Here is a 15,777-nt window from a genome sequence, read left to right as displayed (position 1 = left end):
GGACTCAGCGAACGCGGGGGACCAGCGCACCCAAAACCGTTCGGGATGCGCACAGTTCCGGGACGTGGGTACAAAGCCCACTCCTGGACACTGTTCAGGAACGGTTGAAGAGCTGCCCCGCCCAGTCGGGGCCCTTCGCCCCAGGGGTGTCGGAAACCGCCGACACTTTCCGCGAAGTGTCGGCGGTTTCCGAGAGGGGCGCCCCGGCAGAGGATTCGCCGACAGCGTTCGGCAGCCGGCCGGGAGCCACGTACGTCGTACGGGCAGCCGTCAGGAGCGGAACGGGCCCTTCACCTCGTACGTGATCCCGCCCGACGAGCTGCCGCTCGTGCCGCGCTGGCTGGAGAAGTACAGGCGGGTGCCGTCGGGGGAGAAGGCGGGGCCGGTGATCTCCGAGCCCGACTGGCCGGTGATGCGGAGGAACGGGGCGATCACGTCGTCCGGTGTGATGACGCAGATCTCCATGTTGCCGCCGTCCTCGGCGACGAAGAGGTCGCCGGAGGTGGTGCCGGTGATGTTGTCGACGCCGGTGAGGGGGGCCGTGCCCGACGTGACCAGGGAGTCGTCGTACGCCAGCTCGTAGGTGTTGGTCGTCAGGTTGAGCTGCCAGACCCGGTTGTCGCCCTTCGTGGTGAACCAGACCGTGTCGTTCGCGTAGTGGCAGCCCTCGCCGCCGTTGAAGGACTTCGAGCCCGAGACCTGGGTGCGGGTGGTCGTGGGAGAGCCGTCCGGGTCGGGGATGTCGGTCCAGGTGAAGGAGCCGGATGTGGCCGTTCCCGCGACCATGACCTGGAGGGTGCCGGCGGACAGGTCGCCCCACGTCGTGGGGACGAAGCGGTAGAGGCGGCCGTTCGTCTCGTCCTCCGTCAGGTAGATGACCTTGCGTACGGGGTCGGCCGCGGCCGCCTCGTGCTTGAAGCGGCCCATCGCGGGGCGCTGCACCGCCGCGTTCACGCCCCACGGGTCGGTCTCGTAGACGTAGCCGAGGGACACCTCCTCGCAGGACAGCCAGGTGTTCCACGGGGTCTTGCCGCCCGCGCAGTTGGTGCGGGTGCCGGAGAGAATGCGGTACGCGGACGTGATCGTGCCCGAGGAAGAGAACTTCACCGCGCTCGCGCCGCCCGACGGGTTGATCTCCGAGTTGGATACGTAGATCCAGCCGCTGCCGTCGGTGTAACAGGCCCCACCGTCCGGCGCGTTGTGCCAGGTGTACGAGGTGCCGGTGACCGCCTGGCCGGATCGGGCGATCACCCGGCTGGTGAAACCGCTGGGCAGCTGGATGCCGTTGGCGTCCGCCGAGCCCAGCGCCCCGTAGGGGCCGGTGCCGGGCTGGGCGGGTGCGGCGTAGGCGGCGCCGCGCCACAGGGTTCCGCCCAAGACGGCCGATGAACCGCCGAGGACGGCCGCACGCAGAAGGGTACGACGTTCCACTCTCGCTCCAAGGAGGTGCCGTGACCGCCCCGTTCGCCGGTCGGCGACGGGGTCGCGCACCGCCGGAGCCTAGGAGTGCGGGGTGGACGCGCCATGGACAGGCGATGGCGTGTACGCATCACGTGTGTCGTTCCCTGTACGTCCGCGCGTCAGAGGCGAAGTTACTGCGCCCGCACCTCGTACGTCGTCACCGTCACCGTCTCGTCGTCCAGGCACCGTCCTGACTCCAGGTCGAAACGCTGCTTGAGCAGCGGGGAGGCCACGAAGGGGCGGCCCTGGTGGGTGCCGGTGAGGCCGCGGGAGAGGACCGCCGCGCCGCTGAACGGGTCACGGTTGTCGATGGCGTACATCCGGCCCGCGCGGTCGCGGAAGACGGCGGCCTGCCGGCCGTCCGGCAGGAGTGCCGCCACTCCGCGTCCCGGGATCAGCAGGGACAGGTCACAGATGGCGAACCAGCCGTCCTCCAGCCGCAGTTGGACCTTCAGGTCGGTGGTCTCGGGAGCCAGGGTCATCGCTGGGCGCTTCCTTCCAGGGGGCGGCGGCCGATGGACAGCAGCGGCAGGTCGGGCTTGATCTGGTCGCGCTCGGGGACGAAGCCGACGACCGGGTCGGGGGTGTCCGGGGCGTTCACGAAGGACACGAACCGGGCCAGCTTCTCGGGGTTGTTGATGGTCTCGGCCCACTCGTCGCGGTAGGCGGCGACATGCGCGGTCATCAGCGTCTCCAGCTCCTCGCAGATGCCCAGCGAGTCGTGGACGACCACATCGCGTACGTGGTCCAGGCCGCCGGGGATCCGCTCCAGCCAGGTCGACGTGCGCTCCAGACGATCGGCGGTGCGGATGTAGAACATCAGGAACCGGTCGATCAGGCGGACGAGTTCGGCGTCGCTCAGGTCCTGTGCCAGCAGGTCCGCGTGGCGCGGGGTGGCGCCGCCGTTGCCGCCGACGTACAGGTTCCAGCCGTTGGAGGTGGCGATGATGCCGAAGTCCTTGGACTGGGCCTCGGCGCACTCGCGGGCGCACCCGGAGACGGCCGACTTGAGCTTGTGCGGGGAGCGGAGTCCCCGGTAGCGCAGCTCCAGGTCGATGGCCATACGGACGGAGTCCTGCACGCCGTAGCGGCACCAGGTCTGTCCCACACACGACTTGACGGTCCGCAGGGACTTTCCGTACGCATGCCCGGACTCGAAGCCGGCGTCCACCAACCTGGTCCAGATGAGGGGGAGTTGCTCGACCCGCGCGCCGAACATGTCGATGCGCTGACCGCCGGTGATCTTCGTGTAGAGGCCGAAGTCCCGGGCCACCTCACCGATCACGATCAGCTTCTCGGGGGTGATCTCGCCGCCGGGGATGCGCGGCACGATCGAGTACGAGCCGTTCTTCTGGAGGTTGGCGAGGAAGTGGTCGTTGGTGTCCTGGAGAGCGGCCTGCTCACCGCCCAGAACATAGTTGTCGGCGCCGATGGTCGGGGCGAGGGAGGCGATGATCGAGCCGACGGTCGGCTTGCAGATCTCGCAGCCGTCGCCGCCCCGGGCGCTCTCGCGGCCGTAGCGGTCCAGCAGGACCTGGTACGAGGGGATACGCAGGGCGAGGACGATCTCGTACAGCTCCTCGCGGGTCTGCCCGAAGCAGCCGCACAGGCCCTGGTCGACCTCGACGCCGCTCGCCGCCAGTTCGTCGTTGACGAGCTGGCCGAGCACCTTGACGCAGCTCCCGCAGCCGCTACCGGCCTTGGTGCACTTCTTGACCTCGGGCACGGTGGTGCAGGAGTGCTCGGTGACCGCGCCGCGGATGGTGCCCTTGGTGACGTTGTGGCAGGAGCAGATGACGGCGGAGTCGGGGAGCGCGGAGGGGCCGAGGGCGACCGGGGCGCCCGCGCCGGCCGGGAGGACCAGTTGCTCGGGGGCGATCGGCGGGACCGATCCCGTGAAGGCGCGCAGGGTGCCGTAGGCGTCCGCGTCGCCGACCAGGATGCCGCCGAGCAGCTCGCCGTCGCGGCCGATGACCAGCTTCTTGTACGTGCCCGAGCGCGAGTCGGCGTAGACGACGTCGAGGCAGTCGGCGGTGGCGCCGTGCGCGTCGCCGAAGGACGCGACGTCGACGCCCAGCAGCTTCAGCTTCGTCGACAGGTCGGCGCCGGTGAAGCTCGCCTCGTCGGCGGCGATCGTGGCGGCGGTCGTCTCGGCCATCTCGTAGCCGGGCGCCACCAGGCCGTACACCCGGCCGTCCGAGGCGAGGGCGCACTCGCCGATCGCGAACACGTGCGGGTCCGAGGTGCGGCACTGCTCGTCGACCTTGATGCCGCCGCGCTCGCCGACCGTGAGGCCGGTGTCGCGGGCCAGCTGGTCGCGGGGGCGGACACCCGCCGAGAACACCACCAGATCCGTGGAGAGTTCGGAGCCGTCGGACAGCTTCATGCCGGTCACGGCGCCGTCCTCGCCGGCGACGATCTCCTGCGTGCCGGTGCCCGTGTGGACGCTCAGGCCCATGTCCTGGATGGTGCGCAGAAGCGCGGCGCCGCCGCCGTCGTCGACCTGTACGGGCATCAGGCGCGGCGCGAACTCCACGATGTGCGTGGTCAGTCCGAGGCCCTTGAGCGCGCCCGCGGCTTCCAGGCCGAGCAGGCCGCCGCCGACCACCGCGCCGGTCGTCGCGCGCGCCTTCGCGTACTCCTCGATGGCGAGCAGGTCCTCGATGGTGCGGTAGACGAAGCAGCCCTCGGCGTCCTTGCCGGGGACCGGCGGCACGAAGGGGTAGGAGCCGGTGGCGAGGACGAGGGCGTCGTACGCGATCGTCAGGCCGGAGCGGGCCGTCACCGTCCGCGCGTCCCGGTCGATCGTCTCGGCCGGGTCGCCGACGTGCAGTTCGATCGCGTGCTCCTTGATGAACTCCGCGTCGGTGAGCGAGAGTTCGTCCGGCGTGCGGCCCGAGAAGTACGAGGTGAGCTGGACCCGGTCGTACGCCGGACGCGGCTCCTCGCACAGCACGACCACGCGGTGCGTGGCGGTCAGGCCGCGCTCGGCCAGCGCTTCGAGGAAGCGCTGGCCGACCATGCCATGGCCGACGAGCACGATCGTGGGGCGGGGCTGGTCCCCAACAATTGCGGTCGTGGACATCAGGAGCCTCCATCGTTGGTGAGCAGGTGAAGCAGCGGGGCACCGTCCGTGGGGAGCGGCTCTGCTCCCTCCCAGGCGCGGGCGAGCGCGCCGACGGTGCCGAGTTCGCCGACGAGTACGCCGCCGACCAGCCGGTCGTCGCGGACGACGACCTTGCGGTAGGTGCCGCGGGTGGCGTCGGCGAGCTGGATGACGTCGTCGCCGGGGCGGGGGTCGACCTCGCCGAAGGCGGCGAGATCGAAGGGGCTGTGGTTGATGGGGGCCCGGTGGCCCGAGGGGGTGGTGTGACCGGTGAGGGTGAGCCGGGTCAGGGAGCGGGTGCCGGTGTAACGGGCACTCGTATCACTCGTATCACTCGCGTCGTTCGCATCACGTGCGTCGCTCGCGTCGCTTGCGATCAACTCCGCGAGGACGTCGGCCTGTTCGAGGGCGGGTGAGGCCAGGCCGTACACCGTGCCCCGGTGTTGGACGCAGTCGCCGATCGCGTGGATGTGCGGGTCGGACGTACGCAGTTCGTCGTCGACGAGGATGCCCTTGTGGACGGCGAGGCCCGCGTCCTGTGCGAGGCCCACGCGGGGGTGGACGCCACAGGCGAGGACGACGAGGTCGGCGTCGAGCGCGTACCCGTCGGCCAGCTCGACCGAGCGGACCGCGCCGGCGACGCTGCGCACATCGCGTACCCGGCATTCGGTGTGCACCTCGACGCCCAGGTCCGTGAGGTGCCGGTGCACCAGCCGGGACGCGGAGGGGTCGAGCTGGCGCTCCATGAGCCGTTCGGCCTGCTGGGCGAGCACCACCTGCGCGCCGCGCACGGCGAGCGCGCGGGCGGCCGAGACGCCGAGGAGTCCGCCGCCGATGACGACGGCCCGGACGCCGGGGCGGACGGCCTTCGACAGGCCCAGGCAGTCGTCCATGGTGCGGAACGCGTGCACTCCCTCGGGCAGTTCGTGCCGGTCACGTGTGAACAGACCGCGCAAGGGGGGGAGCATGGCATTGGAACCGGTCGCGAGGACCAGCGTGTCGTATGCGATCACCGAGTCGTCGGCGCAGTGCACCATGCGTGCGGCGCGGTCGATGTGGACGGCCCGGGCGCGCACCAGCCGGGCCGGCGAGGGGAGCGCGATCACCTCGGGGGCGTAGCGGCCGGCCAGGACCTCGGCGAGCAGCACGCGGTTGTACGGGCCGTGCTCCTCCTCGCCGACGAGCACGGCGGACACGCCGAGCTGCTGGAGCCGCTGGGCGAGACGTGCGCCCGCGAGTCCGGCGCCGATCACCACCACACGCGTATTCGAGGTCATGTACGGCAGCGTGCGGTGCCGGTGTTACCCGGTCGCATCACGTCTGTTTCCCGCGGGGAACGCTGCCCTCAGCGGGGGCGGGGTCCGGATGTGAGGGTTCGGCGTACGCGCCGGGGGCTGGGCGTGAGGTCGTGCGCGCGGGGCTGCGAAGCGCGCCCCCGACCCTCGCGGGCCCGCCCCTCGCCCCCGCCCCCCCGGACCTCAGGAGACCCTCAGGCTTGACGGAATTCATGGACGGCACACCTATCTCGTCCGTAGGGTCGCGATCATGCCTGATATATCGCTGACCATGGTCGTTGTGCTGTGCCTGGCCTCCCTCGCGGCGGGCTGGATCGACGCCGTGGTGGGCGGCGGCGGGCTGCTCCTGCTCCCCGCGCTGCTGCTGGGGCTGCCTTCCGGTACTCCGGCGGCGTACGCGCTGGGCACCAACAAGGCGGTGGCGATCGTCGGGACGACGGGCGCCGCGGTGACGTACGCGCGCAAGGCGCCCGTGGACGTGCGACTCGCCGTACGGATCGGGCTCGCGGCGCTCGCCGGCTCGACGGCGGGGGCGTTCGTCGCGGCCGGGCTGAGCACCGAGGTGCTGAAGCCGGTCGTCATGGTCGTCCTGGTCGGCGTCGGAGCCTTCGTGATCTTCCGCCCCGCCTTCGGTACGGCTCCCTCGACCACCCCCGTCTCCCCGCGCCGCGTTCTCGCAGCCATCGGGCTCGCGGGCCTCGGCATCGGCTTCTACGACGGGCTGATCGGCCCCGGCACGGGTACGTTCCTCGTACTCGCCCTGACCGCGCTGCTCCACCTCGATCTGGTGACCGCCTCGGCCACCGCCAAGATCGTCAACTGCTGCACCAACGCCGGCGCCCTGGCGACCTTCGCCTGGAAGGGCACGGTCCACTGGCAGCTGGCCGCGCTGATGGCCGTCTTCAACCTCGTCGGTGGCACGGTCGGGGCGCGCACGGCGCTCAAGAAGGGCAGCGGGTTCGTCCGGGTGGTGCTGCTGACGGTGGTGTGCGCGCTGGTGGCGAATTTGGCCTATCAGCAGTGGGTCGCGTAGCGGCGCGGTGGATGGACATCACTTTCGCAGCGTCACGTCGACCTGCCAGGGGTCGCCCAACTTGTAGGACGTCCCGTCCGCGGTTTCCCCGCTGGTGGTATATACCCCGATGACGCTGATCTTCTCACCCGGTGTGGACGACTGAAGGATGTCGCACACCTGGGTGGCGGTGCTGACCGGAGTGTCCTTGAGGTGGGTGATGACTTCACCGGCCTCGATATTCGCTTTGCTGGCCGGAGAGTTGGTGTCCACGATCCCAATGACGAGACCGTCGATGTTCTTGCCGGTGAGGCGCTTCTGCACAGCCTTCGCCTCAGCTTGGTCTTCCTCGGGGAAGTAGGTCGAGAAATTGGGGTCGCTGAGCGCCATCAGAATCTGCCATCCGGGATTGTTCTTTCCCCCTCCCTCGGAAAGCCCTTTGAGGAGAGGTTCGGCGTGGTCGCTGCTGATGGCGAAGTTCTGGTCTCGAGTCTCGCCTGTGGCGTAGGCGTCGTTGATACCGACAAGCTTCGCCTCGTTGTTGAGCAGCGGGCCTCCGGAATTTCCGAGGTTGAGCGTCGCCGAATGCTGGATCGTGGACGGCAGATCGGGCTCGCTCGGATCGCCCGTCGTGGCGACGTCGGGCGACTGGACCACCCCGTTGGTAAGGACGGCCTTCTGGTTACTCGTCTCGCCCACTGTCTCGGGGTAGCCGATCGCCGTCAGTTCGTCCCCCTGCTTGAGTTCGCCGCTGTCGCCGAACTCCACCTGCTTCAGATCCTCTTGTGGCGTCGCCAGTTTCACGACCGCCAGGTCCTCGCAGGGATCACTTCCCACCAGCCGGGCAGGAACGGGCGCGCGGTCCTCGATGCGGACTTTGAGGGCGGCCTCACCGGCGACCACGTGGGCGTTGGTGAGGATGAGACCTTGTTCGGCGTCGTAGATGATTCCCGTACCGGAACCTCCGAGGCCACCCAGCACTTGCACGGTCGCGGGCGCCACCCGTTCGAAGATCTCCCTCGGTGACAGGTCGTCCGCCGTGGCCGTGGTCGTGGTGAGACCGCCGCCGAGAGCGAGGGCTGACACGGTGGCGACGCATATTCTGGTGATCGGCCGCATAAGGGCCTCCTAGCTCTGGGCCCTGAATCCCGGCGGAGGCACCAACTCTCAAGCCGGGCAAAAGATCTGCCCTTTCAGCGTAATGCTCCGACATTCGCCTGTCGCGGTGAGGGACGGCCGCGCCGGTCAGCCGGCACTGCTCCCTGTCAGATGGGCGAAGACGACCACGTTGCCCCGATACCCCGTCGACTTCGAATAGCCGCCGCCGCAGGTGATGACGCGCAGCTCGGGCCGGTGCGCGGCGCCGTACACCTTCTTGTCGGGGAAGTTCCGGGCGTCGTACGCCTCTACGGCGTCGACGGTGAAGACGGCGGTGCTGCCGTCGCGTCGCTCCACCTGGACGACGCCGCCCTTCTTGAGGGCGCCGAGGTCGTAGAAGACGGCGGGGCCGTCGGCGTTGTCGACGTGTCCGGCGACGATCGCGGTGCCCGTCTCGCCCGGGGCGGTGCCGGCCTCGTACCAGCCGGCGAGGTTCTTCCGCTCGGCGGGCGGGACGTCCAGGCTGCCCTGCGGGGTGAGGCCGAGGCCCATCAGGGGGGCGTTCACGCCGATCGAGGGTATGCGGATGCGCTCCGGCGGGGAGTGCGGCAGGGCGGGGGCCGCGGACTGGTTCTCGGCGGCGCCGGGTGCCGCGGCCTGCGCGGCGGACGGCTGGGGCGGCGGGTGACTCCCGGCGCCGCTGTGCAGCAGCCAGGCGCCGGAGCAGAGGGCGGCCGCGGTGACGGACGCTATGGCTATGTTGCTGACTCGGCGCACGGGAACCTCCTTTCGGGGTCCTTTCCAGGGCTGTATCAGGGGTTGTCGGGAGGCGTCGGGGGTTATCGGGGTTGAGGGCGGGGGTGGGTTGTGGGTGGGGGTGGGTCCCCATCCCCCTCCGGGCCGCGAGGGGCGTCGAGCCACGGAGGGGGAGGGGACGGCGGTACCGGCGGACGGACGGCGGAGGGTGTCCGTCAGATCCCGTCGCCTCTCGCCCGGCGATGCAGGAGCCAGGTACCGCCCGCGGCGGCGACGGCCAGGGCCGCCACTCCCGCCGCGGTCTGCACGGGGTCGGGGCCGAGTGCGCCACCGACTCCCGTATTCACATGTCCACGCGGCTGAATCTGCTCGCGCGTGGAGGTCAGGGTCACCATCAGGTCACCGGCGGCCTGCCCGCCGCCGGGGCACTTCGCGACGATCTCGTACGTCCCCGGCTGCGCGCCCGGCGGCACCCGGAACTGCCCGATCGCGTCCTGTTCGTGCGCGCTGGCGGCGAGCATGAAGGTGCCCGCGCCGACCGCGCTGGCGTCGCCCGTCGCGGGGCCTTCCGCGCCGCACACCGCCGTGTTGACGGTGACGTCGGAGCCCGGGACGACGGTGGAGGGGAACACCTCCAGCCTTCCCGTGTTCCCGCCGTACGCGGGCGCGGCGGCGAGGCCCGCGGCGGCGACGGCGAGCGCGGTACCGGTCAGCAGACGGGCTGTGCGTCGCATGGTTGCTTGCTCCTCCGAGGGGGCGCGGCCGGCGGCACCCCCAAGTGCCGCTGCGTCGGTCGTGCCCCTGCTCCACCGAGGTAAATGGCACACGGCCGCGCCCGCTTCCTGAGAACACGTCAGAAGTGCGGTGAACGGGTGGCGGACGGAGGGCCGTACGGGGGGCCGGATGGGGGTGGTTCAACGGCGTTCCAGCAGGTCACCGCCGTACGGCTGGTGCGTCGTGGAAAAGATCCCGAAGAACGGTGGGCAGGAGTGTGAACGGGTGACCGGGGGGCGGTGACGCCTTGACCTCAAGGAAGGTTGAGGTAACAGGCTGTGCCGCATGAAGACAACTGACACCGAGCAAACACCCCCTGACGCCTCCGCTACCTCCGCTACCTCCGCGACCTCCGCCGCCTTCGATGCCGTACGTGTCGCCGTCGTCGTCGGCAGCAACCGCGAGGGCCGCTTCGGTCCCGTGGTCGCCGACTGGCTGTTGAGCCGCATCCGGGAGCGCGGCGATCTCGTACCGGAGGTCGTGGACGTCGCCGACATCCAACTGCCCACCACTCTGTCCCCGACCCCCGAGGCGACCGCCGCGCTCGCCGCCGTCACCCCGAAACTGGCGTCCGCCGACGCGTTCGTCGTCCTCACCCCCGAGTACAACCACTCCTTCCCCGCCGGCCTGAAGAACCTCATCGACTGGCACTACACCGAGTGGCGGGCCAAGCCCGTCGCCCTCGTCTCCTACGGCGGCCTCGCCGGAGGCCTCCGCGCCGTCGAACACCTCCGCCAGGTCTTCGCCGAACTCCACGCCGTGACGGTGCGCGACACGGTGTCCTTCCACAATGCGGGCGGGTCCTTCGACGACGCGGGCCGCCTGAAGGACGCCTCGGCCCCGGACGCGGCCGCGAAGACGATGCTGGACCAGGTGGTGTGGTGGGGGCGTGCGCTGCGGGAGGCGAAGGAGAGGCGGCCGTACGGGGGTGAGCGCGGCCGCGACGCGATCGAGCGACGCATGCGGCCCTGGGGGCTCACTTGACCGGGTCGTTGCGTTCCAGGAGGCGGAAGGTCTTCCCCTTCGCCTGGAACAGGAAGTACGACGACGCCTCCAGCTCCAGGGACTTGGCGCCGTCTGCGTCGAAGCGGAGGGGTTTGGCGAGTCCCTGGTAGGTGACGTCGAACAGGCGCTGGGTCACGACCCCCGGTTCGATGTCGGCCGTTTCGCCCAGCTTCTCCAGGGCGCGCGTGACCAGTCCCACGGCGTCGTACGCCTCCGGGGACCAGCGCCCGGGTGCCGTGCCGTACCTCGCGCGGTAGGCGGTCCTGAAGGTGCGGGACACGCTGCCGGGGTCGGTGAAGGGGGTGCCGAACAGCCAGTCCTGGCCCGCGGCTGCGGCCTGCTGGAGGAAGGCCGGGCGCATGATGCGCCAGGTGCCCAGGCGCGGTCCGGTGAAGCCCTCGTCGGCGAGTGCGCGGGCGCAGCGTGCGGCGCGCTCGGGCGATGTGCCACTGAAGACGACGGCCTGCGCCTTGGCTGCGAGGGCGGCGCGGACGGCGGGAGCGAAGTCGTCACTGTCGGCCGCCACGGGGTGGACGCTGGTCGTGCCGTCATGGGGCGGGCTCTGCGAGAAGTGGTTGGTGAGGTCCGAGCCCGTCCGGCCCGCCGCCCGGTCGTCGATGACGGCGGTGCGGTCGACCGGTCGTACGGAGGTCAGATATGACACCAGCGGGAGGGCCAGGTGCGACTCGGGGCCCCGGGTGACGCACAGGGTGATGAAGTTCTGGTCCGAACCGCTGAGTTGGGTCTCGTCCATGGAGATCAGCACCATGGCCGTGCGGGTCTTCCGGTAGATCGGGGCTGCGGCGAGCGCTGCGGCGGGCGTGTTGAGACCGAGCACCACGCTCACCCCGGCTTCGGTGAAGCGCCGGGCCGCCTGCTTGGCGCGGGCCGCCTCGCCCCGGTCGTCGACGGTGTCGAGGGCGAGGCGGAACGTGATGCCCGCGCGCGCGTTGTGCTGCTCCACGGCGAGCCGCGCCCCGCGCTCCTGCGCCACGCCGTCCGCCTTGTCCGCGCTGCTGAGGTCGGCCTGGAAGCCGAGAGTGTGCACGGGAAGGGCGGCGCCCGTGCCCCCTCTCCCGGCGGCCAGATAGGCGCTGGCCCCGCCGCCGACGGCGACCACCGCGGCCGCCGCGCTTCCCATCAGCAGGATGCGCCGTCGGGTCGGAGGGCGGGCGTCCTGCGGGTCCGAGGGTGCCGGGTCGTCGGCCGTCGGTTGCCTTGGGGATCGTTGGGGAGTGGGCACGTCCAGTGCCCGTGCGGAGCGTTCGGCGACCACACGGAGGACCGCGGGCGGCAGCCAGTCGTCCTCCTGGTCCTCGGGGATCCCCCGTGCGAGCGAGACCCGCGGGTCACGGAGCGCGGCCGCGACCTCCCTGGCCGTCGGTCGGTCGGTCGGGTCCTTGGCCAGGCAGGCCGCGACCAACGCCCGCAGCTCGCCGGGGACTTCCGCCAGATCCGGCTCCTCGTGCACCGTACGGAACAGGACACCCGCCGCGTACCCGGTGCCGAACGGGCGTCGGCCCGAGGCCGCGTACGCCAGGACGCAGCCCAGCGAGAAGACGTCGCCGGGCGGGCCGACCTTCCCTGCGCGGGCCTGTGCCTGCTCCGGCGCGAGGAAGCCGGGCGTGCCGACGACGGCGTCGGGTGCGGTGAGCGCGGTGGCGCCCGCGGCGTGGGCGATGCCGAAGTCGATGAGGCGGGGGCCGTCGAGGGCGAGCAGGACGTTGCCCGGCTTCACGTCGCGGTGCACGAGTCCCGCCGCGTGTACGGCGGTCAGCGCGTCGGCCAGGCGGGATCCCAGGGTCCGTACGGCGGCGACGGGCAGCGCGCCGAAGCCGTCGACCGCCTCGACCAGGGACGGTCCGGGAACGAACTCCGTGGCCAGCCACGGCTCCCGGGCCTCCGTGTCGGCGGCCACGACCGGCACCAGCCAGCGCCCGTTCAGACCGCGGACCGCCGTCACCTCGCGCCGGAACCGGGTGCGGAAGGCCGGATCCGCCGCGTGCTCGGCGCGGATCGTCTTGAGGGCGACGAGTGTCCCGCCCGCCGTACGGGCGAGGTGGACGACGCCCATGCCGCCCGCGCCGAGCCGGGCCAGCAGCCGGTGCCCACCGATGTCCTCGGGGTCGTCGGCGGTCAGAGGCTGCATCAGAAGTCGACCTTGCCCGCGTAGGAGTACCGGCCGCCCTTCACCTCGTACCGGAAGATCTCGCTCCCCTTGAGGAGTCGGTCCTCGAACGCGTACGTGCGGACGAGCCCCTTGTACGTTCCCTTCGCCAGCAGGTTGTGCAGCCTGGTCCGGGAGGGCCGGCCGCCGGCCTCGGTGAGGCGGGCGATGACCATGCGGGCCACGTCGTAGGCCTCCGCCGCCCAGTACGGGGGTGCGGAGCCGTAGCGCTTGCGGTAGGCGGCGGCGAAGGCGCGGACGGGGGCGGCCGACGGGTCGATGTACGGGGCGAAGATCTGCCAGCCGTCGGCGGCGGCGCCCGCGGCGGTCAGGAACTCCGGTGCGGCGGCCGGGTAGCCGAGGACGCGCGGGCCGTCGAAGCCCGTCCGGGAGAGGGCGCGCGCGACGGCGGCGGCGCGGGCGGGGGTGCCTGTGTAGACGAAGCCGTCCGGCTTGTCCGCCAGCATCTCGGCGACCACCGGCGCGAGGCGCTCGGTCAGGCGCGGCACGACGCGCGGCTCGCCGGCGATCTCCACGACGCCGAGGTACTGGAACATCGGGCGGCCGAGCTGCCAGGCCGGGCTGCCGCCGGCACGGTCGATCAGCACGCCCACGCGCTGGGCGCCCTGGGTCTTGAGGGAGAAGGCCGCCATGGCGGGCAAGCTCGTGTAGCCAGGGACGGCCTGGAGGAAGCGGCGGGGCTGCGCGGTGCCGTACACCTCCTGGGCGGAGGAGGCCGTGAGCTGGGGGACGAGCTGTGCGTCGTAGCTGTCGAGGCTGGCCCCGGTGGTCTCGTCGCCGGTCGAGCCGATGACGGCGAGCAGGTCGCGGTCCGCGGCGAGGGCGCGGGCCACCTTGGCGGCGCGGGTCGCATCGCCCGAGTCGTCTACCGCCTTGAGGGCGAGGGTGAAGGGTTTGTCCTCGCGGGAGTTGAACTGCTCGACGGCCAGCCGTACGCCGCGCTCCTGAGCCTGTCCGAGGGTTTTCTGCGGGCCCGTCAGGTCGGCCTGCACGCCGAGGAGCAGGCGGCGGGCGGCGGACGAAGCGGCGGGCGCGGTGTCGTCGTCGCGCCGGGCGGCCCAGACGGCGGCGCCGCCACCGGCCGCGAGCAGGGCCGTGCCGCCGAGCAGCAGGAACCGGCGGCGGCTCGAGGAGCGAGGCACGTCTGGGGTAACTACCGTCTGCTGTCCGCCCGTTGTCGCGTCGAGGGCCGTCGCCTCGATGTCGGGGAGGGCGAGCATCGCGGCGGAGCGGTCCGCGATGAGTCGTACGACGGTGTCGGGCAGCCAGTCGACGGTGTCGTGGGGCGTGTCCTCGACCAGTGTCTCGTCCACCTCGCGGGCGGTGGGCCGGGCGGCCGGATCCTTGGCGAGGCAGCGCTCCAGGAATGCGCGCGTGTCGTCGGGGACACCGTCGAGGTCGGGCTCGTCGTGCACGGTGCGGTAGAGGAGGGCGTCCACGGCGCCGGTGCCGAAGGGCAGGCGCCCGGTGGCGGCGTAGGAGAGGAGACAGCCGAGGGCGAAGACATCACTGGCGGGCGATGCGGGCTGCGCCTGGGCCTGCTCCGGGGCGAGGAAGCCGGGTGTGCCGACGACCATGTCGGCCGAGGTGAGCGCCGTCTCCTCGGTGGCACGGGCGATGCCGAAGTCGATGAGGCGGGGGCCGTCGAGGGCGAGCAGCACGTTGCCGGGCTTGACGTCGCGGTGGACGAGTCCCGCATCGTGTACGGCGGTCAGGGCGCGGGCCAGCATCCGGCCGAGGACGCGCACACCGTGCGGCGGCAGCGGACCGCAGGTGGCGACGGCCTCGGCGAGCGAGGGACCGGGGACGAAGGCGGTGGCGAGCCAGGGCGCGGGTGCGTCCGGGTCGGCGCCGGTGACCGGCACGGCCCAGGGGCTGTCCACGCGCCGGGCGGCGGCGACCTCGCGGCCAAAGCGCGCGCGGAACTCGGGCTGGTCGGCGTACTCCGGCAGGATCACCTTGACGGCGGCCAACTCGCCCGACTCGGCACGGCCGAGATAGACGACGCCCATGCCGCCGGCGCCGAGCCGGGCGAGCAGCCGGTGGCCGCCGATGCGGGCGGGGTCGGAGGGGGTGAGCTTCTCGGTCATCAGCGGTCGCCCTTCGTGCCGACGCTCGGCTCCGGCGAGTTCCGTTCGATCGCGGCTCTGAGGCGGGTTCGCATGCCGACGTGTGGATCCCGCAGCCGGTCGAACAGATCTGTCCGGGACCAGCCCTCGGAGCCCTTGGCGGAGACGGCGAGGGTGAACTGGCCGATGCGGGTCTGCTCCCAGATGTACTCGTGGGGGCCGCCGACTTCGGCGCTCGTGTACTCGCCGAGTTCGGTGAGGGCGTCGTCGGCGTACTCGTTCCCGGAGTCGCCGAACGAGTTCGGGACGTCGTTCAGGGAGGTGATCACCTCGTCGGAGCGCAGCTGCTGCGAGGGGCAGCGCATCATCTCCTCCAGGACCTCGGCGTTCTCCCAGTCGGCCTGCTCGGGGGTGCGGTGCACCGTGACGACGGCGCTCAGCCGGACCGGGCCCTTGGCGCCGCTCGCCGGTATCTCGTAGGAGCGGGTCAAGGTGGCGAGGACGTCCTTGGGGAGTGCCTGCTGCTGCCAGACACAGTCGTCGCCGAGGACCGGCCAGCGCCGCGGGTCGCTCTCGTACGGGGTCCGGCGGACGGCACCGGGGCCGAAGGCGGAGGGGTCCGCGATGACGTCCCGGATCAGCGCGGCGGCCCGGGCCCTCGTCGTCGGCCGTTCGGCGGGATCGATGTCCACGACGGCGGTCGACGACGGGCCGGCAGTCGTCGGGGCACCGGCCTTCTTTACGGGGGCCGGTCCGGACGGCTCGCCTCCACCGGAGGTACAGCCGACCCACACCAGGCCGCACACCGCGACGGCGCAGCCGAGGCGCAGCGCTTCCCTTGTCACGACCACAAGCCCCCCTGGAATCACCAGTTCACCATGCGTCCGCCGTGATGCTAAGCGGTAACTGGCGGGACACTACAACCGGTTCACGATCGCGTGGCACAGCCGTACCCCACCTGTCACACACTCGGCACAGGTCTGGCACAGACCTGGCACCGTGCCGCTGTCAGG

The 15,777-nt window shown here is 71.5% G+C and carries 12 protein-coding genes; 2 read left to right on the top strand and 10 right to left on the bottom strand.

The genetic code is table 11. The features are described 5' to 3' along the window. Positions 1–270: 270 nt before the first annotated feature. The 4 genes from AB0D57_RS26045 to AB0D57_RS26030 all read right to left on the bottom strand — a co-directional run bounded on the left by AB0D57_RS26045 (position 271) and on the right by AB0D57_RS26030 (position 5,844). Positions 271–1,431, bottom strand: a complete 1,161-nt coding sequence (locus tag AB0D57_RS26045) for an alkaline phosphatase PhoX (RefSeq protein WP_362077584.1) — start codon at positions 1,429–1,431, stop codon at positions 271–273. Between the two features lie 161 nt (positions 1,432–1,592). Then, a complete protein-coding gene (gene nirD, locus AB0D57_RS26040; RefSeq protein WP_362077581.1) occupies positions 1,593–1,943 on the bottom strand; it encodes a nitrite reductase small subunit NirD in 351 nt (116 codons plus the stop codon). Continuing rightward, the gene (nirB, locus tag AB0D57_RS26035; RefSeq protein WP_362077578.1) at positions 1,940–4,546 is read right to left on the bottom strand and encodes a nitrite reductase large subunit NirB; all 2,607 of its coding nucleotides are present in this window, start codon (positions 4,544–4,546) and stop codon (positions 1,940–1,942) included. Before nirB ends, nirD begins: the two co-directional genes overlap by 4 nt. Then, positions 4,546–5,844, bottom strand: a complete 1,299-nt coding sequence (locus AB0D57_RS26030) for an FAD-dependent oxidoreductase (protein WP_362077575.1) — start codon at positions 5,842–5,844, stop codon at positions 4,546–4,548. Before AB0D57_RS26030 ends, nirB begins: the two co-directional genes overlap by 1 nt. A gap of 268 nt (positions 5,845–6,112) precedes the next feature. Between AB0D57_RS26030 and AB0D57_RS26025 the strand changes: the two genes are divergently transcribed. Then, positions 6,113–6,895: a sulfite exporter TauE/SafE family protein gene (locus AB0D57_RS26025; protein WP_362077572.1), complete on the top strand. Its 783-nt coding sequence runs from the start codon at positions 6,113–6,115 to the stop codon at positions 6,893–6,895. A gap of 18 nt (positions 6,896–6,913) precedes the next feature. Here AB0D57_RS26025 and AB0D57_RS26020 read toward each other — a convergent pair whose 3' ends face one another. The 3 genes from AB0D57_RS26020 to AB0D57_RS26010 all read right to left on the bottom strand — a co-directional run bounded on the left by AB0D57_RS26020 (position 6,914) and on the right by AB0D57_RS26010 (position 9,462). Further along, on the bottom strand, positions 6,914–7,993 hold the full coding sequence (locus AB0D57_RS26020; RefSeq protein WP_362077569.1) for a S1C family serine protease: 1,080 nt from the start codon (positions 7,991–7,993) through the stop codon (positions 6,914–6,916). Positions 7,994–8,119: 126 nt separating this feature from the next. Then, positions 8,120–8,749, bottom strand: coding sequence for a class F sortase (locus AB0D57_RS26015; protein ID WP_362077566.1), 630 nt, complete (start codon positions 8,747–8,749; stop codon positions 8,120–8,122). Positions 8,750–8,943: 194 nt separating this feature from the next. Next, complete coding sequence (locus tag AB0D57_RS26010) at positions 8,944–9,462, bottom strand: hypothetical protein (RefSeq protein ID WP_362077563.1); 519 nt, start codon at positions 9,460–9,462, stop codon at positions 8,944–8,946. Between the two features lie 325 nt (positions 9,463–9,787). Here AB0D57_RS26010 and AB0D57_RS26005 point away from each other — a divergent pair, with 325 nt between their 5' ends. Further along, positions 9,788–10,486: an NAD(P)H-dependent oxidoreductase gene (locus tag AB0D57_RS26005; RefSeq protein ID WP_362077560.1), complete on the top strand. Its 699-nt coding sequence runs from the start codon at positions 9,788–9,790 to the stop codon at positions 10,484–10,486. On the opposite strand, the gene AB0D57_RS26000 is transcribed toward AB0D57_RS26005, so the two are convergent. The 3 genes from AB0D57_RS26000 to AB0D57_RS25990 are packed head-to-tail and all read right to left on the bottom strand — an operon-like array spanning position 10,479 to position 15,609. Further along, a complete protein-coding gene (locus tag AB0D57_RS26000; protein WP_362077556.1) occupies positions 10,479–12,656 on the bottom strand; it encodes a bifunctional serine/threonine-protein kinase/ABC transporter substrate-binding protein in 2,178 nt (725 codons plus the stop codon). The two genes, AB0D57_RS26005 and AB0D57_RS26000, sit on opposite strands and share 8 nt — an antisense overlap. Further along, positions 12,656–14,785 (bottom strand): bifunctional serine/threonine-protein kinase/ABC transporter substrate-binding protein, encoded by a 2,130-nt coding sequence (locus tag AB0D57_RS25995; RefSeq protein ID WP_362077554.1) that lies wholly within the window; start codon positions 14,783–14,785, stop codon positions 12,656–12,658. Before AB0D57_RS25995 ends, AB0D57_RS26000 begins: the two co-directional genes overlap by 1 nt. Beyond that, positions 14,785–15,609, bottom strand: coding sequence for a hypothetical protein (locus tag AB0D57_RS25990; RefSeq protein ID WP_362077551.1), 825 nt, complete (start codon positions 15,607–15,609; stop codon positions 14,785–14,787). Before AB0D57_RS25990 ends, AB0D57_RS25995 begins: the two co-directional genes overlap by 1 nt. Positions 15,610–15,777: the final 168 nt, after the last annotated feature.

Origin of the sequence: Streptomyces sp. NPDC048275, from assembly GCF_040652275.1 — a bacterium.
In the GTDB taxonomy this organism is placed as follows: Bacteria; Actinomycetota; Actinomycetes; order Streptomycetales; family Streptomycetaceae; genus Streptomyces.
This window is presented reverse-complemented; position numbering and strand designations above follow the sequence as displayed.